Annotated in this window: 21 protein-coding genes; 12 read left to right on the forward strand and 9 right to left on the reverse strand. The window is 64.7% G+C overall.

Features of this window, described 5'->3' with window-relative positions; translation table 11 throughout:
* The first annotated feature begins 36 nt into the window (after positions 1–36).
* The 5 genes from VHC04_RS15685 (at position 37) to VHC04_RS15705 (ending at position 4,256) form a co-directional block, all read left to right on the forward strand.
* Entirely contained in the window at positions 37–1,260 is a 1,224-nt protein-coding gene (locus VHC04_RS15685; RefSeq protein ID WP_325682915.1) for an ABC transporter substrate-binding protein, read from the forward strand.
* A gap of 287 nt (positions 1,261–1,547) precedes the next feature.
* Entirely contained in the window at positions 1,548–2,285 is a 738-nt protein-coding gene (locus VHC04_RS15690) for an HAD family hydrolase (protein ID WP_325682917.1), read from the forward strand.
* Entirely contained in the window at positions 2,282–2,731 is a 450-nt protein-coding gene (hemJ, locus tag VHC04_RS15695; protein ID WP_325682919.1) for a protoporphyrinogen oxidase HemJ, read from the forward strand. Before VHC04_RS15690 ends, hemJ begins: the two co-directional genes overlap by 4 nt.
* A 131-nt stretch (positions 2,732–2,862) precedes the next feature.
* Positions 2,863–3,429, forward strand: a complete 567-nt coding sequence (gene efp, locus VHC04_RS15700) for an elongation factor P (RefSeq protein WP_325682921.1) — start codon at positions 2,863–2,865, stop codon at positions 3,427–3,429.
* The gene (locus VHC04_RS15705; RefSeq protein WP_325682923.1) at positions 3,429–4,256 is read left to right on the forward strand and encodes an inositol monophosphatase family protein; all 828 of its coding nucleotides are present in this window, start codon (positions 3,429–3,431) and stop codon (positions 4,254–4,256) included. The genes efp and VHC04_RS15705 overlap by 1 nt, the downstream gene beginning before the upstream one ends.
* Before the next feature lie 22 nt (positions 4,257–4,278).
* On the opposite strand, the gene VHC04_RS15710 is transcribed toward VHC04_RS15705, so the two are convergent.
* Positions 4,279–4,740, reverse strand: a complete 462-nt coding sequence (locus tag VHC04_RS15710) for a BLUF domain-containing protein (RefSeq protein ID WP_325682925.1) — start codon at positions 4,738–4,740, stop codon at positions 4,279–4,281.
* The gene (locus tag VHC04_RS15715; RefSeq protein WP_325682927.1) at positions 4,737–6,500 is read right to left on the reverse strand and encodes a putative bifunctional diguanylate cyclase/phosphodiesterase; all 1,764 of its coding nucleotides are present in this window, start codon (positions 6,498–6,500) and stop codon (positions 4,737–4,739) included. The genes VHC04_RS15710 and VHC04_RS15715 overlap by 4 nt, the downstream gene beginning before the upstream one ends.
* Before the next feature lie 139 nt (positions 6,501–6,639).
* Here VHC04_RS15715 and argB point away from each other — a divergent pair, with 139 nt between their 5' ends.
* Positions 6,640–7,566, forward strand: coding sequence for an acetylglutamate kinase (gene argB, locus VHC04_RS15720; RefSeq protein WP_325682929.1), 927 nt, complete (start codon positions 6,640–6,642; stop codon positions 7,564–7,566).
* Positions 7,567–7,627: 61 nt separating this feature from the next.
* Here argB and VHC04_RS15725 read toward each other — a convergent pair whose 3' ends face one another.
* The 7 genes from VHC04_RS15725 to dut all read right to left on the reverse strand — a co-directional run bounded on the left by VHC04_RS15725 (position 7,628) and on the right by dut (position 15,577).
* On the reverse strand, positions 7,628–8,686 hold the full coding sequence (locus tag VHC04_RS15725; protein WP_325682931.1) for a branched-chain amino acid ABC transporter permease: 1,059 nt from the start codon (positions 8,684–8,686) through the stop codon (positions 7,628–7,630).
* A 4-nt stretch (positions 8,687–8,690) separates the two neighbouring features.
* Entirely contained in the window at positions 8,691–9,560 is an 870-nt protein-coding gene (locus VHC04_RS15730) for a branched-chain amino acid ABC transporter permease (protein WP_325682933.1), read from the reverse strand.
* Between the two features lie 11 nt (positions 9,561–9,571).
* Positions 9,572–10,396, reverse strand: coding sequence for an ABC transporter ATP-binding protein (locus VHC04_RS15735; RefSeq protein WP_325682935.1), 825 nt, complete (start codon positions 10,394–10,396; stop codon positions 9,572–9,574).
* 303 nt (positions 10,397–10,699) lie between these two features.
* Positions 10,700–11,581, reverse strand: a complete 882-nt coding sequence (locus VHC04_RS15740) for a protein-L-isoaspartate O-methyltransferase family protein (RefSeq protein WP_325682937.1) — start codon at positions 11,579–11,581, stop codon at positions 10,700–10,702.
* 104 nt (positions 11,582–11,685) lie between these two features.
* Complete coding sequence (locus tag VHC04_RS15745) at positions 11,686–14,163, reverse strand: hypothetical protein (protein ID WP_325682939.1); 2,478 nt, start codon at positions 14,161–14,163, stop codon at positions 11,686–11,688.
* Positions 14,160–15,053 (reverse strand): alpha/beta fold hydrolase, encoded by an 894-nt coding sequence (locus tag VHC04_RS15750; protein WP_325682941.1) that lies wholly within the window; start codon positions 15,051–15,053, stop codon positions 14,160–14,162. Before VHC04_RS15750 ends, VHC04_RS15745 begins: the two co-directional genes overlap by 4 nt.
* 74 nt (positions 15,054–15,127) lie before the next feature.
* A complete protein-coding gene (gene dut / locus VHC04_RS15755) occupies positions 15,128–15,577 on the reverse strand; it encodes a dUTP diphosphatase (RefSeq protein WP_325682943.1) in 450 nt (149 codons plus the stop codon).
* 198 nt (positions 15,578–15,775) lie between these two features.
* Here dut and pstS point away from each other — a divergent pair, with 198 nt between their 5' ends.
* The 6 genes from pstS to phoB all read left to right on the forward strand — a co-directional run bounded on the left by pstS (position 15,776) and on the right by phoB (position 21,174).
* The gene (gene pstS / locus VHC04_RS15760; RefSeq protein WP_325682945.1) at positions 15,776–16,813 is read left to right on the forward strand and encodes a phosphate ABC transporter substrate-binding protein PstS; all 1,038 of its coding nucleotides are present in this window, start codon (positions 15,776–15,778) and stop codon (positions 16,811–16,813) included.
* A gap of 120 nt (positions 16,814–16,933) precedes the next feature.
* Entirely contained in the window at positions 16,934–17,896 is a 963-nt protein-coding gene (gene pstC / locus VHC04_RS15765; RefSeq protein WP_325682947.1) for a phosphate ABC transporter permease subunit PstC, read from the forward strand.
* Positions 17,897–17,898: 2 nt separating this feature from the next.
* A complete protein-coding gene (gene pstA / locus VHC04_RS15770) occupies positions 17,899–18,795 on the forward strand; it encodes a phosphate ABC transporter permease PstA (protein WP_325682949.1) in 897 nt (298 codons plus the stop codon).
* 40 nt (positions 18,796–18,835) lie between these two features.
* Positions 18,836–19,672 carry a phosphate ABC transporter ATP-binding protein PstB gene (gene pstB, locus VHC04_RS15775; protein WP_325682951.1) on the forward strand — a complete coding sequence of 279 codons (837 nt, stop codon included), beginning with the start codon at positions 18,836–18,838 and terminating at the stop codon, positions 19,670–19,672.
* Between the two features lie 31 nt (positions 19,673–19,703).
* A complete protein-coding gene (gene phoU / locus VHC04_RS15780) occupies positions 19,704–20,426 on the forward strand; it encodes a phosphate signaling complex protein PhoU (RefSeq protein WP_325682953.1) in 723 nt (240 codons plus the stop codon).
* A gap of 4 nt (positions 20,427–20,430) precedes the next feature.
* On the forward strand, positions 20,431–21,174 hold the full coding sequence (phoB, locus tag VHC04_RS15785) for a phosphate regulon transcriptional regulator PhoB (RefSeq protein WP_325682955.1): 744 nt from the start codon (positions 20,431–20,433) through the stop codon (positions 21,172–21,174).
* Positions 21,175–21,179 lie beyond the last annotated feature (5 nt).

Raw genomic sequence — 21,179 nt, forward strand, 5'->3', positions numbered from 1 at the left:
GCCGCTGGTCCACATTCAACCAACCGGAGAAACACCATGAAACTGACCCGTCGTGCAGCGCTCGCGGGCGCAGCGGCGTTGCCGGCCGTGCGCGCCGCGAGGGCGCAGGCGCCGCAGGAAGTGAAGATCGCAATGCTGGTGCCGCTGTCCGGCCCCTGGGCCCGTCAAGGCATCCTGGAGCAGATGGGCGCACGGCTGGCCGTGGACGATGTCAACGCGGCCGGCGGCATCAAGTCGATGGGCGGGGCCAAGCTGAAGCTGGTGGAGTATGACACCCAGGACAGCGCCGAGAAGGCCAAGGACGGTGCCCAGCGCATGCTGGCCGCGGAGCCGGACCTGGTCGGTGGTTTCGGCTGCTGGCTGTCCACCTTCACCCTGGCCGCGACGGAGGTGACCGAGCGGGCAGAACTGCCGTGGCTGACGCTGTCCTACTCGGACCTGATCACGGGTCGCGGCTTCAAGTATGTCTTCCAATCCTCCCCGACCGCCGACCGGCAGGCGACGGAGGAGCTGCCGATGATCATGGAGATCGCCGAGAAAGCCACCGGCAAGAAGCCGACCAAGATGGCCATCGTCGGGGACAATACCGCCTCCTCGGTCAGCTTCATGAAGCCGATCCGCGAGCATATTGCCAAGGATCTGGGCGTGACGATCGTGACGGACGAAGTCTACACTCCGCCCCTGGCCGACGCGACCACCATGGTCCAGCATGTCCGCTCCGCGCGGCCGGACTTCGTCATCTTCCAGTCTACCAACGTGCCGGATGACAAGTTGCTGGTCGACAAGTTCGCCGAGTTCAACCTGCGCAGCGACCGTCTGCCCAAGATCGGCGGCGGCGGACACTGGGCGGTGCCGGAGCTGTTGAAGAACGCCGGAGCGGAGAATCTGGAGGGCGTGATGGTCGGCCTGGCCAACTGGCCGGGCAAGGACCAGGCGGATCTTGAGAAACGCTTCATGGCGCGGACCGGCGAGCCGTGGTTCGGCCATGACTCGATCTTCGCTTACGTCCATGTGCTGATCCTGAAGGAAGCGCTGGAGCATGCCGGCGTCGCCGACCGCCGGAAGGTGGCCCAGGCGATTCGGGAGCTGGACATGACCACCGGCCCAGCCGACTTCTTTCCCGACAAGACCTTGAAATACGACGCCAACGGCCGCCGCGTCGGCGCCAAGCTATGCGTGGTGCAGTGGCGCGGCGGCAAGCCGGTGCCGGTCTATCCACCGTCCATCGCCACCAACGAGGTCATGTGGCCGAAGACCTGACCGGTTGACCAGATCGGATCGCGCTGCCATCGACAGCGCGATCCGGATGGTTGAACAGATAGGAACAATCAGACACGCTGGACCGTGATCGCCCGAGACCGACAGTCACGGATCGTGGATCGCGTTTTCGAATCAAGGAACTGGCGGCGTACTCCAAACACGGCACTGTCCAACTCTGCCGTTCGACAGTGCTTCCAGGTGACGACGCGGCAGGATGCGCGGATTGGCGAAAACCTTCGACCTTTCCTTGCCGCGCCGGCGTCCGCAGAATACGACACGGTGCGCTCTTGCACCGCACCACCGCATCCGCGGTCACCCGCCGCCTGAGCCCTGGAGCCATTTTGCCCTCCCTCGCCCTTGTCATCTTCGACTGCGATGGCGTGCTGATCGACAGCGAGCCGCTGGGGAACCGCGTCGTGGCTGAGGAACTCAGCCGGATCGGCTGGCCGATGGACGGCCCCACCTGTCAGGCCATGTTCCTGGGTCTCACTTACGCGGATGTCCAGCGGGTGACCGAACATCGTCTCGAGCGCACGCTGGGAGAAGACTGGGTGGATCGGGTCGTGGCGCGGGTCAGCGCCGTCATGGCGCGCGAGGCCACCGCCATTCCTGGCGCATTCGATGCAGTGAAGGCCGTTGCCGCCATGGGCCTGCCGATCCGCGTCGCCTCGAACTCTTCGCATGAGGAGATGGCGGCCAAATTCGCGTGCACGGGCCTCGACCGGCTGATACCGCGCCAGCGCATCCACAGCGCACACGATCTGATCGCGCGCGGTCGGCGGGGCAAACCGGATCCCGACCTCTTCCTGGAAGCCGCCGCCGCCGAGGGCGTCTCGCCCCTGGCCTGCCTTGTGGTGGAAGACTCGTTGGCCGGTGCCCGGGCCGCGGCGGCAGCGGGGATGTCCTGCCTCGGCTTCACGCCGGATCGCCACGGCCCTGATCTTGAATCGGCCGGCGCCCTGCCCTTTTCGGCGATGGCCGCTCTGCCCGACCTGATCCGCGCCCGCCTGGACCGTACCGCATGACGATCGCCGCACTCGCGCCGTTCTACCTATGGATCAAGGCCTTCCATGTCATCAGCGTGATCAGTTGGATGGCCGGCATCTTCTACCTGCCGCGGTTGTTCGTCTATCACACCGGCCTGGTCCGCGGCAGCGCCGAGAGCGAACGTTTCAAGGTGATGGAACGCCGCCTGCTGCTCGGAATCATGAGCCCGGCCATGCATGCGGTCTGGCTGTTCGGCATCCTGCTGGTGCTGACCCCTGGCATTGTCGACTGGTCGGCCGGATGGTGGCACGCGAAGCTGTCCTGCGTCCTGCTGATGACCGCGTTTCACATGACACTCGGCCGTTGGCGGCGCGATTTCCTGCATGACCGGAATCGGCATTCGGAAAAATTCTATCGTATTATCAATGAAATGCCGGCAATCCTGCTGGTGATCATCGTGATCGCGGTCATCGTCAAACCATAACGGCACCGCCTGGGTGGCCGTGGCTGCACCGTTGTAGGGAATAGCATCGGCCGGCCCAAAACCTTGCCCGAAGCCCCCCCATTGGTTAGAAGCCCGCACCTTTCAAGAACTTTTGTGAACGGACTTGCCCCATGAAACAGCAAGCGAACCTGATCCGTGCTGGTCAGGTGATCGAGCATGATGGCCGCCGCTGGACGGTGCTGAAGCAGCAGATCATCACCCCCGGCAAGGGCGGCGCCTTCATCCAGGTCGAGATGCGCGACCTGAAGAGCGGCAACAAGACCAATGAGCGCTGGCGTACTGCCGATACCGTGGAACGGCTGATGACCGAGGAAAAGGAGTACACCTATTCCTACTCCGAGGGCAGCAACCTGGTCCTGATGGACCCCGAAACCTTCGAACAGACACATATCGCGTCCGATCTGCTGGGCGATCTGGCGCCGTTCCTGCAGGACGACATGAACGTCACGGTCGACCTGGTGGAAGGCGAACCGGTGGCGATCCATCTGCCGGCCACCGTGGTGCTGGAAGTGGTCGAGGCCGATCCGGTGGTGAAGGGACAGACCGCGTCGTCGTCCTATAAGCCCGCGAAGCTGTCGAACGGCGTGAAGACACAGGTACCGCCTTTCATCGAGGCCGGTGAGCGCATCGTCGTCCGTACCGAGGATGCGAGCTACGTCGAACGCGCCAAAGGCTGATGGCCTTCCGTCTCTCCCCGCACCTGACGGTCATGGCGAACGCCGCGCAAAAGGCGTCGAAGCGTCTGCTGCGTGATTTCGCCGAGGTCGAACAGCTTCAGGTCAGCGTCAAGGGCCCCTCCGACTTCGTGTCGCAGGCGGATCTGCGTGCAGAGCAGACCCTGAAGGAGGAACTTAACCGCGCTCGGCCGGGCTACGCGTTCCTGATGGAGGAAAGCGGCGCGTCGGGTTCCGACAACTGGGCCTGGCGTTGGGTGGTCGATCCACTGGACGGCACCACCAACTTCCTGCACGGCATTCCCCACTGGGCGATCAGCATTGCGCTGGAGCGCCGCCTGCCGGATGGCGGATCGGAGGTGCAGGCCGGGCTGATCTACGCCCCCGCCTCCGACGAAATGTACTGGGCCGAGAAAGGTACCGGCGCCTTCGTCAATGAGCGTCGCATGCGGGTCTCCGCCAGGCGGGAGATGTCCGAGGCGTTGTTCGCCACAGGCGTGCCATTCGGCGCTGTCTCTGCGCCCCGCCGCCAGGCGTTCAGCCGGACGCTTGCCGCCTTGATGCCGCAGATCGCCGGTATCCGGCGCTTCGGCGCCGCGGCTCTGGACCTGGCCTGGGTGGCACAAGGTCGCTACGAGGGCTACTGGGAGCTGGGGATCAAGCCATGGGACATCGCCGCCGGGATGCTGATCGTCCGTGAGGCCGGTGGCTATGCCACCGATGTCGGAGACGGGGATCCGCGGGAAACCAGCAATATCGTCGCAGCCAATCCGCATATACATGCCAAGCTGCGGACCGCGGTGGCAGAAGGGATGCAGCCGCCACGCTGACCGGTGGCACCGCCGGATTTTGTCAGGCCGGCGGCGCCTCCGCCGCCCGTACCAGACGGACGAGCTGGCGCAATACATCGGTGCCGGTGATCGCCCGCTGGTCGCCGCGCCGCGTGTCCTCAAGCAGACCCGTCAGTGGATCCTCCCCGCCGGCCGCGATGTGGCCGCAAAATGCCAGCGGCGAGTCCGGGAACAGCCGCCGGGACGTCGGGGTCAGGGTCAACATGGATACCTCTGTGTGCCGCGGATCGACGCTGATGCGCTGAAACCGCCGTTCCACCGCGTCGCGCGGCCCCTCCAGCACTTGCGCGAAGCCGGATGGGGAGGCAAGCAGCGCTCCGGTCAACTGGTCGGCTTCATTGCGCCAGCGCGCAGTGGCAAGCAGCGCACGAAGCGCACGGTCCGCGTCCGCGCCGGCCGCCAGGGTGCTTCGACTGCAATAGATGAGGCGGTAGAGCGGGCCGAGCGTCACATCGCGCTTCATGGCGCCGCCGATCCGCGCAGAAGGTCCGATACCCCGGCCGCATCCAGCGCATCGCCAGACAGCGCTCCCTGCAGCGTGCGGCAGCCCAGCTCCATCGCCCGATACGCCAGGTCTGCGGTATCCGCCCCCTCGGCCAGCGATCCGATACCAAGATCCGACGCCAGACCGATTGCCGCACGCACCATCGCCGTGGTTTCCGGGTCCGAAGCCAGGGCAGCCACCAGGGCTGACTCGACCGTGACCCGGTCGAACGGGTGCGCGCGCAGATGACGCATCGTACCCCATCCCGCCGCAAGGCCGGTCAGCGACACCCGTGCCCCCAACCCGCGCAGATGGCGCAACGCTTCGGCAACCTGACCTTCACGTCCGAGGATCGCGTTCGCGGAAACAGCCAGTTCGAGCCGGTCAGGCGTCAGCCCGCTCGCCGTCAATGCCTCCGACACCTTGGCTTTCAGCCGATCCGGATCGTCGAGCTGTTCCGCCGCCAAACGCAGTGATATACTGCGATCACAGGGCCATCGGGCCGCGTCGGTGCAGGCGGCCGTCAGCGCCCATTCGTGCAATGCACCGATGCAACCACTATCCTGCGCCATCACCAGAAACGTGTCCGCGGGTATTGGCCCGCGTGCCGCATGGGTCCAGCGGATTTGAACGCCAAATCCGGTCAGCGCTCTGGTTGCCGCATCCCGCTGCGGTTCGTAGGCCAGCCAGATCTCGCCCAGCGACAGGGCGACCCGCAAATCGGCCTCCAGCGTTCGCCGAGCGATCGCCTGACTGGCGGCGCCGGCATCATACATCCGCCAGGTCTGTCGCCCCGCGGCCTTTGCCGCGTAGAGCGCAACATCAGCATGCTGCAGGAGCGCGTCCGCACTGCCGCCGTGGGCCGGATATACGGCGATGCCAACGCTGGCGGACAGGCGGATCAGCGTGTCCTCCACCATGAACGGACTGCCGAACAGGCCGAGAATCCGGGTGGCAAGGGCGCCGGCATGCTCGCCATTGGCGATCAGCAAACCGAACGAATCACCGCCCAGGCGCGCGGCTATCGTATCCTCCCGTATTTCGCGATTGAGCCGCTGGGCGACCAGCGCCAGCACCGCGTCGCCGACCGCCATTCCGTGGGCGTTATTCACTGCCCGGAATCGGTCCAGGTCGACCAGCAGAACCGCGGGATGCGTGCCGGGCTCACACTCCGCGAGCAGGTCCGCGAGCGTCTCGGCGAAGTGGCGACGGTTGCCCAGCCCGGTCAGCGGATCGACCATGGCATCGTGCCGGTCCGCACCGGCGATGCCGAGCGGAGCCTGCTCCTCGAACCCCAGGACCCAACGGTCCTGGCCCATCGGGTGCAACTTGACGTGGATACTGTGTTGGCGGCCAAGCGCCAGTCGTAGCCAGGATGGGCCGCCCTGTCCTTCTCCCTCGATACCTGCGTCACACAGGGTCAGGACACGGGCCACCTGCCGTGGCCTCAGCCTGCCACCGTCCCGCAGGGCATGAGCCAATGGCGGCATGTCGTCCCGCATTGACAATGGCAGGTTCAGCAGTGTTGCCGCCTGCACGTTCCAGTAGTGCAAATTCAAGCCACGATCGATCACGGCGACAGCTATCGGCAGGTGCTCCAATGCCTTGCCGGCCAGCCGGATTCTGGCCTGCTGACCGGTCCCTGCGCGCGGCCGCGCCTGCGTCGACCGCGTCGCCTGCAGCGCGGGGGAGCCAAGGCCCCACCCGTCGGGCCCTGGCAGCATCCTGGGTTGCGGCACGCGATCCTCCTGCTGTTTGCCGAAGCACCGGAGAAGTATCGGCGGAATGATTTACGAAACCGTTAAACCCGCACATGGGCGTAGGCAGCTCGCCGCGGGCGACTTGACCGCTGTCGGCTTGCGGCCATACACGCCGAGCATGAGCACGTCAGAGCCTGGCGCCGAAGCCAATCAAGCCATCGACCTTGCCGCCGCGACCCAGCAAGCGCGGGTGCTGGCACAAGCCCTGCCCTATCTACGACGTTACGCTGGCGCGACAGTGGTGGTGAAATACGGCGGTCACGCGATGGGCGAGGAAGCCCTGGCGGAGCAGTTCGGCCGCGACATAGCGCTGCTGAAGCAGGTCGGCATCAATCCGGTGGTCGTGCATGGCGGCGGACCACAGATCAACACGATGCTGAAGCGGCTGGCGGTGCAATCCACATTCATCGACGGGCTGCGGGTGACCGATGCGCCGACGATGGAGGTGGTGGAGATGGTGCTGGCCGGCACCGTCAACAAGTACGTCGCCAATCTCATTACGCAGGCCGGCGCGCTGGCGGTGGGCATCTGTGGCAAGGACGGCGCGATGATCCGCGCGCAGAAGGTCCAGCGCAGCCGGATCGATCCCGAGACGAAGCGGGCAACGCCGGTCGACTATGGCTTTGTCGGCGAACCTGCTGGCGTGGATGCCCGGGTCATCCACGCGCTGACGGGCGGCGGCCTCGTACCGGTGATCGCGCCCGTTGGCGTCGGGCCGGACGGACAAAGCTATAACATCAATGCCGATACGGTGGCCGCTGCCGTGGCTGGCGCGCTGAATGCGACGCGGCTGCTGATGCTGACCGATGTGCCAGGCGTGCTGGACAAGGAAAAGGCACTGATACCCAGCCTGACCCTGCAACACGTGCAGGAGCGGATCGCCGACGGCACCATTACCGGGGGGATGATCCCGAAGGTGGAATGCTGTGTCGAGGCCGTGCGCCAGGGCGTGAAGGGCGCGGTGATCCTTGACGGCCGCGTGCCACACGCCTGTCTGCTGGAATTGTTCACCGAGGCAGGCCCAGGCACGCTGATCCAGCGATAGCGCGACCTCGTCACCCCTCAGATCGGCATCACCTGATCTGACGCTCAGGCGTGGCTTGCACTCAGAACTGCTTCTCCCTGTCCAGGTCTGCCTCGGCCGGTGACACGGTGAACAGTTCATGGTGCTCGTGCGGCAGCCCCTGCGGTCCTTCCAGTGCCGCGTCGATCTTCAGTTCGCGGCGGCGGGTCAATCTGCGCCATAGGGCGGCGATGGCTCCGCCGGCACCAGCCGGCAGCAGGAACATGGTGGCGATCAGCAGCACGCCATACACGGCGCCCGGCGCTGCCTTGGACACGGAATCGGCCAGGTTTGGAATGAACTCGACAAAGGCGGCGCCGATCAGCGTGCCGCCGATCGAGGCGGCGCCGCCGACGACGAGGCCGACGAACAGGAAGATCGACACGAACACCCCGAAACTATCCGGGGCGACGAATTGCACGGCGATCGCCCCCAGCGAGCCGGCCAGACCGGTGTACATGGCGCTGACCGCGAAAGTGCGGGTCTTCAGCATCGCCAGGTTGACGCCCATCGTCTCGGCCGCCAGCGAATGGTCACGAATCGCCATCATTGCGCGGCCGATACGCCCCCGGGTCAGGTTCCATGCAACCAGATACAGGACGACGGCAACTGCCAGCGTGAACAGGTACAGCCACTGGTCAGGCGACAAGGCAAGGCCGAATGGCGCCTCCGGCTTGTCGATGACGAGCCCCTGGACACCGCCGGTCCATTGGTCGACCAGTTTGTATTTCAGGATCTGCGGCACCGCGACCGCCAGTGCGAAGGTGGTCAAGGCCAGGTACAACCCGCCCAGGCGCAGTGCGGGCAGGCCAACCAGAAAACCGACCAGGGCGCAGACAGCCGCGGAAAACGGCAACGTCGCCCAGTACGGTAGGTTCCAGCTCGTCATCAGGATCGCCGTGGTATAAGCGCCGATTGCATAGAATGCGCCGTGACCCAGCGAAATCTGGCCGTTGAAGCCGATCAGCAATGCCAGTCCCAGAATGGCGATGCCGTAAACGGCCGCCATGGTCAATTGAAACAGGTGGTAATCGCTGAACATCGCGGTGGGCCAGATCGCCACGACGACCACAAGAACAGGGATCAGCCAGGACAGCTTCATGGCGCTACACCCTGCTGTAGACACGCCGGCCCATCAGGCCGGACGGCTTGACGGTCAGTACCGCCACGATGATGACCAATGCCAGAGTCAGTTTCAGCTCTGTACCGACCAGGTAGGCGCCTCCCAGATTCTCCAGCACACCCACCAGGAACCCTCCCAGCACGGCGCCCAGCGGATTGTCGATCCCGCCCAGCAGTGCGCCGGCGAACGCATAGAGAAGGATGCCGGCCATCATGTTCGGGTCCAGGAAGACGATCGGCGCAACCATGCAGCCGGCCACCGCCCCGATCGCTGCCGCCAGACCCCAACCAAGCGCCAGCATCCAGCCGACCCGAACGCCCACCAGCCGCGCGGAGGTCGGGTTGAAAGCCGCCGCCCGCATCGCCAGACCCAGCCGGGTGAAGCGGAAAAAGAGCCAGATGCTGACCAGGACGATCAGCGTCACCACGGTCGACCCCAGCTCATGGCCGGAGATGTAACCGCCCAGTATTGGCGTCGTCGGGAACGGCGAGGGAAACTGCTTGATCGTGTAGTCGAAAATCCAGCCACTGAGGCTGTTGACGACCAAAAGCAGCCCGACGAACACGCCAACCGAGGCCAGCACTGGGGCATTCGCCATCGGCCGCATCAGGACCCGCTCGATCACGACGCCGATGACAAACGATATGACCACGGCGCAGATGAACGCGAGCCAGTACGGTAGACCGAAATTGATGAAAGTCAGCGCGATATAGGTGGAGAATGTCGCCATTTCCCCCTGCGCGAAGTTCACGTGATGGGTCGCCTGGTAGATCATCACCAGGGCCAGCGCGACACTGGCGTAGATGCCGCCGGTCGCGATCCCTGAAACGACCTGATGGATGACGCCTTCCATGCTGGTCCCTCTCAGTAGCCGAGATACGAACGGCGGACGCCTTCGTCCTTGCCGATCTCCGCCGCCGGACCGGACATCACGATGCGGCCGGTTTCCAGCAGATAGGCATCCTCGGCGAATTCCAGGGCGATACTGGCATTCTGTTCGACCAGCAGCATCCCGACGCCCTCGTTGTCGCGGATGCGGCGCAGGATGCGGAAGATCTCCTGCACGATCAGCGGGGCAAGACCGAAAGAAGGTTCATCCAGCAACAGCAAACGCGGACGCATCAATAACGCTCGGGCGATAGCCAGCATCTGCTGCTCGCCACCTGACAGGGTACCGGCCTGCTGCTTGAAGCGCTCGCGCAGGCGGGGAAAATAGCCAAAGATATTCTCGAAATCGGCAGTGGCCTGCCGTCCCGGCCGGGTGTAGGCGCCGAGTTTCATGTTCTCCTCAACGGTGAGCTCCATGAAGGTGCCACGACCGTCGGGAACATGGGCAACGCCCATCCGAACGATATCCTCGGTGGGCTTGCCGCCAATGGACACCCCGTTCAGGGTGACCTCCCCCTCAGTGCGGACCAGTCCGCAAATCGCCCTGAGCGTTGTCGTCTTCCCGGCGCCATTGGCGCCGAGCAGCGCCGTGACGCCGCCCTGGCGGACGGCAAAATCGATCCCGTGCAGGACCCGGGATTCCCCATAGGCGGCGTGGAGGCCCTTGGCCTGAAGCAGAACGCTCACGCGCGAACCCCGTGGGCCGGGACGGGTCCGAAAATCGACGTACTGCCCCGCATAGGCTCGCGTTTCCCTCTGTTTTGCTTGCCCGCCGGATGATCCGCGGGAGTTCCCAGACATCAGCGAAACTGGCGAAGCGGCTGCGGCAAGTCAATCGGGTCCGCGCAGTATGAAGCGGATAGTCAGCGGGACATTGTCACCCGATTGTCGGCAGGCAATCAGGCTGTCACCGCGGCCGCGCTCCAGATCAGAAACGGGCACGGACGACCGGCAAGTCATCCCGTGGACTCCCCGGGCGCCGGGAATCTGCGGGTGGGTGTGATCAGCCGCGCGAGCGCGCATTCAAGAGAGTTTTCGCCATCGCTCGCCCATCATTGGCCGGAGTACGGAATTGGGGTGACTCCGGACCCAGCCGCAGCCGACCTACCGGGTAGCCGGCTTGCCCGAGTCGGGCTGGGTGGAGCCGGGCATCGGCGGGTCCGACTTCGGCTCTATGGCCTGCGGCTTCGCCGTCATGTCCGCCTCACCAGAATCGGCAGTTGGACGCTTATCAGAGACGGTCTCGGCCTTCGCAGGATGGCTGCGCTCGATTGCGCCGGTCATCGGGATGAAGAACACGCCGATGTCACGCCTCGAGTGGATCTTGCCCTCGGCATCCTTGGTATAGGTGTACAGCACCTGCCCGCGCTTGAAGGGCTGGCCGATGGGAATGACCATCCGCCCGCCGGGCTTGAGTTGGTTGAAAAGGTCGGGCGGCGCGAAGGTCGCAGCACAGGTCACGATGATGATGTCAAAGCCACCCGGCACATCGGGCCAGCCATAGTAGCCATCACCCACTTTAGTGTGCACATTGGTATAGCCCAGCGGGGCGAAGATCTTCGAAACGGCCTTGCCCAAGGGCTCTATGATCTCGATCGAGTAGGATGTCTTGACGATCCGCGACAGAAGGCTGCTCTGGAAGCCGCTGCCAGTGCCGATTTCCAGCGTCACCTCGCCCGGCTTGGGCTTGCAGACCTGGGTCATGTAGGCTTGGCCCAGATAATCCGACAGCGCGGATCCATAGCCGATCGCCCAGGGCTTCGGCGTGTCTTCATACGCCTCTCCTGGCAGGGCCCGATGGCCGGGGTAGTCGTAATGATAATATTCACGGGGCACCGCGTTGAATGCGGCCATCACTGAGGGATCGGCGGTACCCAGCCGTTCCTTCAGGTACTCCTCGATCCGCTTCATCGCGGCAGGCTTGCGCTTCTGGATGGCATCGAACTGGGCATCCGTCAGGCTGACAGGACGGCCGGACTCCTGCATGGCCTTCTCATAGGCGGCTCTGGTCCATTCCGGCGCGGCGGTTGCCGCCGACGCAGCCCGGCCAATGATGGCAGGCGCAAGACCCGTGACAGCAGCGCCCGCAATCAGTCGACGGCGCGAGAGTGGGACGCGCGAGGATGGGTGGGTGATGGAGGAGCGGAAGTCGGTTGCCAAGCGGTGCGTGTCCTCAGTCTGGGAAATGTAACGGCAGCGACGGCATATATGATGGCAGCCAGCAAGAGAACCCAATTAAATCCAGCTTGCCGCGCGATGACATTGGCGAGGGGCGTGGCCACCACTGAAAATGCGCCGTTCAACCCCCAGGCCCATGGCAGGAACCCGCCCGTTCCGGTCCGGCTCAGGCCCAGGGGAAACGGCATGCCCAGCGCCAGCGATACGGGCGCCGTGATCAGCAACAGCAAGCCGACTCTGGCGGAATAGGTCCAATCCAGTGTCGCCAGGATCATCCGCTGCTCGAACAGCGCGGCCAGAACGCACCATGCGACGACCACGCCGACCGCCAGCGCGATCCCGCGCCGCGGCGCATCGTGGAAGCGCGGGGTCAGCACACTGCCCAGGCCTGAGAAGATCAGCATACCGGTCAGGACCAGGGCAAAGCCGCTGGTTCGGTCGCTCAGCCAGAAGCTGGCCTTTTCGATCAGATAGATCTCGATGAACAGAAAGCCCAGCGCCAGCATCGGGAAGTAGATCACCGCCCGCAGCAAGCCGGTCTGCGGCGCCCGCACCCGACCGGGTGCCGCCAGCGGCACCAGCAGCACCAGCACCGCGATCACGATCGCCTGCCCCAGCACGGCGAGGTTCACCAGGGCACCGACCTCGGCCTGCGGCAGGATTTCCAGGCGTTTCAGGATCGTGCCGATCCGATCCAACCGTAGAACGTTGTAATAGAATGGCTGGTCCAATGTGATCGGTGACAGATTGAACTGCTCCGCCGACGGCGAGGGCCGGCCGCCCAATACCGCTTCAGCCTCGTCGGCAATGGCATCGTCCGGACCGCCGGTCTCCACCTCGCCCCTGTCGAAGGAGACCGCGGGCAGGTCGTTATAGATGTTCGCCTTGGATGCGGCGACGTCCATGCCAGGGTACCACACCATGTCGAACGAACGGTCATCGGCGAATTTCCGGATGACGGCCAGACGGTCAGCCGGCCAGCCGTCGGGCGCGACCAAAATCCGCACGCTCCATGCCGATCGATAGGCCACTACATGAGCCACCGGGTTTTCGATCCCCGCCGACAACAGGGCCGCCCGCACGGTCGTCAGCACACGCAGCGCATAGACCGGAAAATCGCGGATGGAGACCGGGATGGACACCATGCCACCAGGTGCCAGGCTGCGCAGGTAACCGGCAATCGCCTCCTTGCTGAAGGCGGTGGCATTCACTTCGGCCGCATCGACGAAATCGGCGGACAGATCGACGATGTCCCAATGGCGCCGGGCATCCGCCAGGCTGGCGACCGGGCCAGCCGGATCGACGGCGACCCCGTTCGACACATCGGCCGGCGGGGAAGGACCCAGGCCATGCTTCAACGCGTCGAACAGGACCGGTTCGGGTTCCTGCACGCGGATTTCGGCGGCGCCCAGGCGGTGGATCTCGGCGATGCGGAACCCGCCGGAGCCGCCCGCCAGCAGCACCTTCGGATGCTTGATCAGCAAATAGGGGAGCGCATCCAGCGCGGCATCGCCGTAAGTGGTGTCCAGCTTGCCGGGCATCGGCAGCGCCGCGATGCGGTTGCCGTCCCGATACAGGCCGAAGGCGCGCGGCGGCCCTTCCACACCCAGCATGCCGGCATTGTTGGAAATATCGGTGTCGACCCGCTCCGTGAAGTCGTCCAGCAGGTCGTAATCGCCGCGCGGCGACGTTATCGTGGCAACGGTCTTCGCGCCCGGCGTATGAAGCGGCGCATATATTGCCTTGAAATCATTGAATGTCGCCTGATTGTTCCACAATAGGACACTGCCCGATGCCAATAGCGCCGCTGCAGCCGCCAACACCGCCTTGGGCCGGTGGACGTCACCGGAGAACACGGCACTGAGCGCCAGCGGCACCAGCAACAGCGGCACCAGGAAGAACGCATGGACAAAATACATCGCGGCGAGGATCAGAGCCGCGCCGGCGCCGGCGCCGGTCAGATCGAAGGCATACACGAGGCCGATCCGGTCGGCATAGCGGACGAAGCTCAGGCTGATGAACAGGCCGGCCAGGAAGAAGAACGGCAGTAGCGCCAGATAATAGCCGGCGATATTCCAGATCTGTGGCTGCCACGTCGCCGGGTTCTGCAACTGCAGCGGGTTGAATGGGTTCGTGGTGGTGAAATAATAGCCAGCCGCGGCACTGATGACCAACAACGTCGGCAGCGCCGCCATCAGCCCACTCGCCCGGCTGGCAAGAGCATCCCGCCACAGCGCCAGCACGACGCCTGACAGAGCGAACCCGACCATTACGATCGAGATCACCCAGTAGCCATACTCCGACCATTTGGCGACGGCGAAATAACGCGTCAGGGCCGTCTCATAGCCGACCGTGGCCATCGAAATGAGGAACAGCGCGATGTAGTTCACGGCCAGACGCGCCGGCGGAGGAAGCTGTCGACGTCGCGGTCGAAACGGGCGGCATCGTCGATGAACAAGGCGTGACCGGCGTCGGTGAACACATCCAACTCCGTATTCGGGCGATTGCGCAGCAAATTCTCCCCTTGGGCGACCCAACGGGGACGCACCGCGTACAGCACCGGGGCGTTGGTGGCGTAGATCGCCTCCCGCCAATAGCTCCGCGGCACCGGATAGGACAGCAACAGCCGCGCCGCATAATCGGGCGTGCGCAAACAGGCTTCGGTCAGCCGGTCGATGAAGAAATCGGGTTGCTTCTGCAGGAACATTCCCTTCACGAATTGCCGCATCACCACCTCCCGCGATGGCGGCGGACCTCGCCGACGGGGCGGTTGGCGGACGAACCGCGGCGTGGGCGGCGGTTCTTCCCCGACCGAGTTATCCACCAGTACCAGGCCGGCGACACTGCGATCGCCGGCAACATGGATCGCGGCCAGCGTATCCAGCACCCCCAGCGACCAGGCGACGATCACGACCGGCGGCCCGTTCAGGGCCAACAGCAGTTCCGCGATATCCTGACCCCGGCGGATCGGCTCATACCCGGTCGCAGGAACGCCGGAGTCGCCTTGTCCTCGCGGATCGAACGCAATGACGTGGTAGAAGTTCGAGAAGGATTGGATCTGCGCCACCCAGATCCAGGCTGGCATGGTCCAACCGGGGATGAAGACCAGGGTGTGGGCGTTGCGGGGCCCTGCTTCCAGGTAATGCAACCGCACCCCGTCGCTGGAGGTAAAGAACCGGTCCTGGCTCTGCGCCCGAGCCGGATCGGCCAGAGCCCGATCGGCAAGAGCCGGCATCAGGCTCAGCAACAGGCTTGCGGCGGCAAGGACCAGCAGGCGCATAGGGGGAGAAAACCTGCTTCGGCGGCGCGGTCAACGATTCGATGCGCGCGCCTGCCCGGTTTTCGCATGCCCAGTCACCGCGATCCTGTGCTGCCGAAGCCGCCGCTGCCCCGGGCGGTGTCGTCCAGGGCTTCCACCTCGAACCACGCGGCTCGGACCACCGGCGCCAGGACGGCCTGCGCGATGCGGGTCCCCCGCTCCACCACGAACGGCTCGGTGCCGGCGTTCAACACGATGACCTGGATCTCGCCACGATAATCCTCATCGATCGTGCCGGGCGTGTTGGGCAGGGTGATGCCGTGCCGCAGCGCCAGCCCGGACCGCGGGCGGATCTGCATCTCGTAGCCGGCCGGCAAGGCGACGGTCAGCCCGGTCGGAATCAGCGCACGGGCCCCCGGCTCGATCCGCACCGGGTCGGTGACAGCCGCCAGCAGGTCCATGCCGGCCGCGCCGGCGGTCGCATAGGTAGGCAGCGGCAGCCCCTCGGCGTGGGGCAAGCGGCGAAGCTGAACGGGTACCGGCATGAACCCATGATCGGGGACACGGCGCGGGTGGGCAAGCCAACTTTGGAATCTCGCCAATCGCGGACGACTGCGTCAGTCATCCTCGGGCACTGTCATCGAACCTTCATAAAAGTGCAATCTGGGCGCCACCGACCCTGCCTAGGGTGCGCCGCGCTCGTCGAGCGTGTCGTATCCCGAGGAGGATATCCTTTTATGTTCATGTCCCGCACGGCCCTGGCCCTCGGCCTGGCCGGAGTCGTCGTCGCCCTGTCACCGGCTTTGCCTTCCGCTGCCTGGGCACAGACCGAGATCACCGGCGCGGGGTCCAGCTTCGCCGCCCCCATCTATGGCAAGTGGGCCGAGGCATCATCGCCGACGACCGGCATCAAGCTGAACTACCAGGCGATCGGCTCCGGCGGCGGCATCAATCAGATCAATAACCGCACCGTCGATTTCGGTGCCTCCGACATGCCGTTGACGGCCGACAAGCTGTCGGCCAACAAGCTGATGCAGTTTCCCACGGTGATTGGCGGCGTCGATATCATCGTCAATCTACCCGACATCAAGCCGAACGAGCTGAAGCTGACCGGCCCGATGCTGGCCCAGATCTACATGGGCAAGATCACCAAATGGAATGACCCGGCGATCGCCGCGGTGAACCCCGGCCTGAAGCTGCCCGGCACGGCAATCGCGCCGGTGCACCGCGCCGACGGCTCTGGCACGACCTTCGTGTTCACCGACTATCTGAGCCAGGTCAGCTCGGACTGGAAGAGCCAGATCGGCGCCGCGACCAGCGTGAACTGGCCGGGTGGCGCGGGCGCGAAGGGCAGCGATGGCGTGGCCGCGTCGGTGCGGCAGATCCGTGGCGCGATCGGCTACGTGGAATCCGCGTATGCGGAGCAGAACAAGCTGACCACCACGATGCTGCAGAACCAGGCCGGCAAGTTCGTCGCCCCGACGATGGACACGTTCCAGGCGGCAGCGAAGAACGCCGACTGGTCCAAGGTGCAGAACTTCGCCATCGACCTGAACGACCAGCCGGGCGCGGATAGCTGGCCGATCGTCTCGGCCACGTTCGTTCTCGTCCCGACCGATCCAAAGGATGAGAAGCGCAGCGCGGCGGTGCTGACCTTCTTCGACTGGGGCTTCACGCATGGCGACGACATCGCCAAGCAGCTGCTGTACGTGCCGCTGCCGGCGAAGGTGCATGATGCCGTACGGGTGGAGTGGAAGAAGAGCGTTCCCGGCGCGAAGTGATCGGGACGGCGCGGGCGGCTGAGCCGTCCGCACCATCACATTCCTGTCGAATGGGTTCTGGTCGAATGGATCGAGCGGATGGTCCGCTGACGGTCGGTGGAAACGGATAGGACGTAACGGGTGCAGCAGGCAGTTCCAGCAGCAACGCTCTCTAGCTCCCGACGGCGTGGCAATGTCGGCGATGCGATTTTCGCCGGGCTCGCGGTCGCTTCGGGTGTGTTCGTGCTGCTGCTGCTGGGCAGCCTGATCCTGTCGCTGTTCATCGGCGGCCTGCCCGCCTTCTCGGCCTTCGGATTCGGCTTCCTGTGGTCCTCGACCTGGGATCCGGTGAAGCAGGTCTTCGGTGCCGCGGTCTCCGTCTACGGCACCGTCATCACCTCGGTGCTGGCATTGATCCTGGCGGTGCCACTGGCGTTCGGTATCGCGTTCTTCCTGACCGAACTGGCGCCGAACTGGATGCGCCGGCCGATCGGCACGGCGATCGAGCTCCTGGCCGCCATTCCGTCGATCATCTACGGCATGTGGGGCTTTTTCGTCATCGTGCCGCTGATGTCGCAATATATTCAGCCGCCCTTGATCGACGCGTTCGACGGCATCCCGCTGCTGCAGGATCTGTTTTCGGGGCCGCCGTTCGGCACTGGCATCTTTACCGCCGCGCTGATCCTGGCGGTGATGGTAATCCCGTTCATCGCCGCGACGATGCGTGACGTCTTCGAAACGGTACCGCCTGTTTACAAGGAATCCGCCTATGGCGTCGGCTGCACGACATGGGAGGTGATGCGCTCCATCGTGCTGCCCTATACACGGGTTTCGGTGGTCGGCGGCATCATGCTGGGCCTGGGGCGCGCGCTGGGTGAAACCATGGCCGTCACCTTCGTGATCGGCAACGCCAACCACATTTCCCCCAACCTGTTCGCCGCCGGCAACACCATTGCCTCGCTGGTGGCGCTGGAGTTTCCGGAAAGCCCGGCCGGCAGCCTGAAGCTGGCGTCGCTGCTGGCGCTGGGCTTCATCCTGTTCGTCATCTCATTCATCGTCCTGGCGGTGTCCCGTGCCCTGCTGCGGCCGAAGCTGAAGGTTTGAGCATGAGCACCACGGCCACGCTTCCCCAGGTCATCCCCGGTCCGGCGAAGGACCCGGCCATCGCGCGCTCCCTGGGGCGGCGGCGGAGCCACGCCAACACCATCGTCAAGTGCCTGTGCATCCTCGCCACGGTGATCGGCCTGCTGTTGCTGGCATCGATCCTGGCGACGCTGCTGTGGCGCGGCGCGGCGGGGTTGTCGGCGTCGGTGTTCACACAGGTGACGAAACCGCCCGGATCGAATGGCGGCCTGCTGAACCCGATCGTCGGCACGATCATCCAGACCGTGCTGGGCACCATGATCGGCACGCCGATCGGGCTGCTCGTCGGCACCTATCTGGCCGAGTACGGCCGCGATTCGGCGCTGTCAAACGCCGTGCGCTTCGTGTCGGATGTGCTGCTATCAGCGCCGTCGATCCTGATCGGTCTGTTCATCTATGAGTTGCTGGTACAGCCGTTCGGCGGCTTCTCGGGCTTTGCCGGCTGCGTCGCGCTGGCGGTGATCGTGATCCCGATCGTCGTGCGCACCACCGAGGACATGCTGCGGCTGATTCCGGCCGGCCTGCGGGAGGCAGCGATCGGCCTGGGCGCGCCTAAATGGAAGGTGATCGTGATGATCTGCTACCGCGCGGCGCTGGACGGCATTGCCACCGGCGTGCTGCTGGCGGTCGCACGTATCGCCGGTGAGACCGCGCCCCTGCTGTTCACCAGCCTGGGCAACCTGAACTGGTCGATCAGCCTTGCCCGGCCGATGGCCAGCCTGCCTGTCACCATCTATCAGTACGCCGGTTCGGCCTTCGACGACTGGGTGCAGCTCGCCTGGGTGGCCGCGCTGCTGATCACCCTGGGCGTGCTGGCCATCAACATCGTCGCCCGCGTCGCGTTGCGACGGAAAGCCTGACGTCGAAAAGCGGCCCAACGGGGACACAATCGAGGTAGACATGAGCGCAGCGGCAACCAGTCAGACCCAGACGGACAGCGCCGGCTTCGGCGGCGTACAAGCGCGCTCGACCGCGGAGATCCGGGAGGCCCGGATCGCGGTTCGCGAGCTGGACTTCTTCTACGGTGATAACCGGGCACTGAAGGGTATCAACCTGGATTTCCCCGACCGCCAGGTCACCGGCATGATCGGCCCGTCGGGCTGCGGCAAGTCGACGCTGCTGCGGGTGCTGAACCGGATGTACGACCTGTATCCCGGCCAGCGTGCCAGCGGCCGGGTGATGATGGATGGGCAGAACATCATCGATCCGGGAATCGATCTGAACGCCTTGCGCGCACGTATCGGCATGGTCTTCCAGAAACCGACGCCGTTCCCGATGACGATCTACGACAACATCGCATTCGGCGTGAAGTTGCATGAGAAGCTATCCAAGTCCGCGATGGATGAGCGGGTGGAGTGGTCGCTTGGCCGCGCGGCCCTGTGGGCCGAAGTGAAGGATCGGTTGCATAGCTCCGCGATGGGCCTTTCCGGTGGCCAGCAGCAACGCCTGTGCATCGCCCGCACCATCGCGGTACGGCCCGAGGTGATCCTGTTCGATGAGCCGACCAGCGCGCTGGATCCGATCAGCACGCTGAAGATCGAAGAGCTGATCGATGAGCTGAAGCACGATTTCACCATCGCGATCGTGACGCATAACATGCAGCAGGCCGCCCGCTGCGCCGACCAGGTGGCGTTCTTCTACCTGGGCGAAATGGTCGAATGCGCGCCGGCGGTGGAGATCTTCACCAATCCGAAACAGAGGCGTACTCAGGAATACGTGACCGGCCGCTTTGGCTGATCGATCTTTATACGTTACGAAAGGACCGGCGATGCCCAATACGGAACCGGAGCATCTTGTCAAGAAATATGACAACGAGCTGAACCAGCTGCGCGACATGCTGACCGAGATGGGCGGGATCGTCGAGAACCAGGTTGCGCTCGCCTCAGACGCCATCATGAAGCGCGACGGCGCCGCCGCGTCCCGCGCGGTGGAGGAGGATCCGAAGGTCGACAAGCTGGAACACGATATCGAGCAGTTCGTGATCCGGATGCTGGCGCTGCGACAGCCCATGGCCAGCGACCTGCGCCGCATCGTCGGCGGGCTGAAGATCACCGGCGATCTGGAACGCATCGGCGACTACGCCGCCAACGTCGCCAAGCGCAGCATCGTGCTGAGCCAATTCACCCTCCCCTATTCGCTCGCCGGTCTCGGCCATATGACCGAGATGGTGCAGGACCAGCTGAAGTCGATCATCGACGCACTGGGCGAGTCCGACGCCGACAAGGCCATGGAGGTCTGGCGCTCCGACCAGGTGGTGGATGATATCTACAACGCGCTGTTCCGCGAGTTGATCACCTACATGATGGAGGACGCGCGCAACATCACGCCCTGCACGCATCTGCTGTTCATCGCCAAGAACCTGGAACGGATCGGCGATCACGCGACAAACATCGCGGAGACATTGTACTACGCCATCACCGGCGCGGTCATCACCGATGCTCGGCCGAAGGGTGACACCTCGGCCTACGCCGTCGTTCGTCCGAAGGAATGAGAACATGAGCGTCACCGTCCGTGACAGCGCTGGCGCGGAGGCGTTCTCCAGCCTGCCGAAGCCGCTGGTGCTGATCGTCGAGGATGAAGCCCCACTGGCGACGATGCTGCGCTACAATCTGGAAAAGCAGGGATTTCGCGTCGATGAGGCCGCCGACGGACCGGAGGCGCTGACCAAGATCGCCGAAATTCAACCCGATCTCGTGCTGTTGGACTGGATGCTGCCGGTCATGTCCGGCATCGAAGTCTGCCGGCAGATCCGCCGCCGAGCCACGACGCGGGATCTGCCTGTCATCATGGTCACTGCCAGGACCGAGGATCAGGACGCGGTGCGGGCGCTCAACACCGGCGCCGACGACTACATCACCAAGCCCTTCAATCTGGACGCGCTGCTCGCCCGGATGCGCGCGCTGTTGCGCCGGTCGAACGCCATGCCCGTCAAGGGGTCGTTGTCGTTCCACGACATCGAGATGGACCTGGCCTCCCACCGCGTCACCCGCAATGAGCGGCGGGTGCATCTGGGACCGACCGAGTTCCGCCTGCTGGAGTTCTTCATGCAGCACCCGAGGCGCGTCTTCTCCCGCGAGGAGCTGCTGGATGCGGTCTGGGGCAAGGACATCCATGTCGAGCCGCGAACGGTCGACGTTCATATCCGCCGGCTGCGCAAGTCGATCAATGGCCCGGACGAACTGGATGTCGTGCGCACGGTGCGGACGGCGGGCTATGCACTTGATACAGAATCGATCTGACATCG

Source organism: Rhodopila sp. (genome assembly GCF_035548095.1).
GTDB lineage: Bacteria > Pseudomonadota > Alphaproteobacteria > Acetobacterales > Acetobacteraceae > Rhodopila.

What these genes read in the sequence shown, in the direction of transcription:
- VHC04_RS15685 (WP_325682915.1), top strand. Translation starts at nt 37, where the DNA reads ATGAAACTGACCCGTCGTGCAGCGCTCGCGGGCGCAGCGGCGTTGCCG.
- VHC04_RS15735 (WP_325682935.1), bottom strand. Translation starts at nt 10,396, where the DNA reads ATGTCTGGGAACTCCCGCGGATCATCCGGCGGGCAAGCAAAACAGAGG.
- hemJ (WP_325682919.1), top strand. Translation starts at nt 2,282, where the DNA reads ATGACGATCGCCGCACTCGCGCCGTTCTACCTATGGATCAAGGCCTTC.
- VHC04_RS15705 (WP_325682923.1), top strand. Translation starts at nt 3,429, where the DNA reads ATGGCCTTCCGTCTCTCCCCGCACCTGACGGTCATGGCGAACGCCGCG.
- dut (WP_325682943.1), bottom strand. Translation starts at nt 15,577, where the DNA reads ATGCCGGTACCCGTTCAGCTTCGCCGCTTGCCCCACGCCGAGGGGCTG.
- efp (WP_325682921.1), top strand. Translation starts at nt 2,863, where the DNA reads ATGAAACAGCAAGCGAACCTGATCCGTGCTGGTCAGGTGATCGAGCAT.
- VHC04_RS15740 (WP_325682937.1), bottom strand. Translation starts at nt 11,581, where the DNA reads ATGCAGGAGTCCGGCCGTCCTGTCAGCCTGACGGATGCCCAGTTCGAT.
- pstA (WP_325682949.1), top strand. Translation starts at nt 17,899, where the DNA reads ATGAGCACCACGGCCACGCTTCCCCAGGTCATCCCCGGTCCGGCGAAG.
- phoB (WP_325682955.1), top strand. Translation starts at nt 20,431, where the DNA reads ATGAGCGTCACCGTCCGTGACAGCGCTGGCGCGGAGGCGTTCTCCAGC.
- pstS (WP_325682945.1), top strand. Translation starts at nt 15,776, where the DNA reads ATGTCCCGCACGGCCCTGGCCCTCGGCCTGGCCGGAGTCGTCGTCGCC.
- pstB (WP_325682951.1), top strand. Translation starts at nt 18,836, where the DNA reads ATGAGCGCAGCGGCAACCAGTCAGACCCAGACGGACAGCGCCGGCTTC.
- phoU (WP_325682953.1), top strand. Translation starts at nt 19,704, where the DNA reads ATGCCCAATACGGAACCGGAGCATCTTGTCAAGAAATATGACAACGAG.
- argB (WP_325682929.1), top strand. Translation starts at nt 6,640, where the DNA reads ATGAGCACGTCAGAGCCTGGCGCCGAAGCCAATCAAGCCATCGACCTT.
- VHC04_RS15750 (WP_325682941.1), bottom strand. Translation starts at nt 15,053, where the DNA reads ATGCGCCTGCTGGTCCTTGCCGCCGCAAGCCTGTTGCTGAGCCTGATG.
- VHC04_RS15730 (WP_325682933.1), bottom strand. Translation starts at nt 9,560, where the DNA reads ATGGAAGGCGTCATCCATCAGGTCGTTTCAGGGATCGCGACCGGCGGC.
- VHC04_RS15725 (WP_325682931.1), bottom strand. Translation starts at nt 8,686, where the DNA reads ATGAAGCTGTCCTGGCTGATCCCTGTTCTTGTGGTCGTCGTGGCGATC.
- VHC04_RS15710 (WP_325682925.1), bottom strand. Translation starts at nt 4,740, where the DNA reads ATGAAGCGCGATGTGACGCTCGGCCCGCTCTACCGCCTCATCTATTGC.